This window comes from Marinilabilia sp. (genome assembly GCF_016278715.1).
Classification (GTDB): Bacteria; Bacteroidota; Bacteroidia; order Bacteroidales; family Marinilabiliaceae; genus Marinilabilia.
On sequence record NZ_JADQBH010000166.1, the window covers coordinates 3,563 to 5,245 of the forward strand.

The 1,683-nt window shown below is 45.0% G+C and carries 2 protein-coding genes; both read right to left on the minus strand.

Going from position 1 to position 1,683, the window contains the following annotated elements:
• Positions 1-125 precede the first annotated feature (125 nt).
• Positions 126-1,481: a 4Fe-4S dicluster domain-containing protein gene (locus QZZ43_RS10670; RefSeq protein ID WP_291858858.1), complete on the minus strand. Its 1,356-nt coding sequence runs from the start codon at positions 1,479-1,481 to the stop codon at positions 126-128.
• A gap of 13 nt (positions 1,482-1,494) precedes the next feature.
• Positions 1,495-1,683: FAD-linked oxidase C-terminal domain-containing protein (locus QZZ43_RS10675; protein ID WP_291858861.1), on the minus strand; the 189-nt coding region annotated here is incomplete at its 5' end.

Here is a 1,683-nt window from a genome sequence, read left to right on the forward strand (position 1 = left end):
GGAAAAAAACAGAATTGCCCCAAAGCAATAGGTACTTTTATCAGAGATTCTTCGCATGCTCAGAATGACAAACAACACGAAGGCAATGACTATTTAGGCAACCCCCACTACTGACTGATTAACTTTTATCTTAAAGCCTGATACAGAATATCAATCGGGTGCAGAGCCGTCTCTCCGGTTCCGTCCTTTATCTGATGCCGGCAACTGGTTCCGGGAGCAGCAATCAATACATCGGGCTCTTTTCCACGAATAGCGGGAAAAAGAACCAGTTCACCAATTTTCATGGAAATGACGTAATGCTCTTTTTCATAACCAAACGAACCGGCCATGCCACAACATCCGGAAGGAATAACCTCCACTTCATAATTGATGGGCAAACTTAGCATCTGAACCGTTGGAACCTGAGAAGCAATGGCTTTTTGGTGACAGTGGCCGTGCAGTTTTATATTTCTATGATCGGTGGTAAAACTCGCAGATGTGATATGGCCTTTCTTCATTTCTCTGACGATAAACTCTTCGAATAGCAAAGCATTTTCCCCAAGATTCTGTGCATCCAACTTCAGGTCATCCGTTACAAGATCGATATACTCGTCACGAAACGTTAGGATGGCTGATGGCTCAACCCCCACCAGAGGAGTCTCCTCAGAAATAATTTCTCTCAGGCTCATGACATTATTAATCGCAATTTCACGTGCCTTTTTTAGAAGTCCCTTAGAAATGTGTGCTCTGCCACTCTCTGCATGTTCGGGTAAAATCACTTCGTAACCCAGATGCTCCAGCAACAATACTGCATGTTTTCCCGTCCCGGCATCGTTAAAATTGGTAAATTCATCATTGAACAAGTACACCTTCCTCTTCTGGCGTTCGTGCTTTAAATCTGCCTGATGTCTTTGAAACCAACTCCCCACGGTTGTCTTTGCAAGTAAGGGCAATGAACGTTGCGTTGCGAATCCTGAAATCCGTTTAAATATCCCTGCTGCAAAAGCGTTTGAAACAGTAAAATTGTAAATGGCGGGCCAGATAGAAGCCAGACGGTTCAGATTAGCAAAGTTGGCAATCAATCGGGAACGGAAAGGGACTCCGTTGGCTTCATAATAGTGCTGGAGAAACTCAGATTTCAGTTTGGCCACATCCACACCCGACGGACACTCAGATTTACAAGCCTTACACGAAAGACAAAGATCCATCACCCCGAATATCTCATTGTGATTAAAACGATTTTTTACATAAGGCTTCCGCAAGTATTCACGAAGAACATTGCCCCGTGCACGGGTGGTATGTTTTTCATCGCGGGTAGCCATATAACTGGGGCACATAGTTCCTCCTGAAAGGTGTGTTTTTCGGCAGTCACCGGAGCCATTACAAAACTCAGCAGCCCTGACAATCCCTTTCTCGCGGGTAAAATCGTAAACCGTTTTGATGTCAGGGGTATCCACGCCGGGACGATATCGCAAATGCGTATCCATCGGTGGTGTATCCACAATTTTTCCCGGATTAAAAAAGATGTTGAGGATCCCAGGTCTCTTTCAACTCTCTGAATAATGAATAATTCCCATCTCCCACCATCAGCCGGATAAACTCCCCACGCAAACGCCCGTCACCATGTTCACCGCTTAGTGACCCTTTGTATTTTTTCACAAGGACAGCCGTTTCTTCCCCGATTTTTCTGAAAAGTTTCTGCCC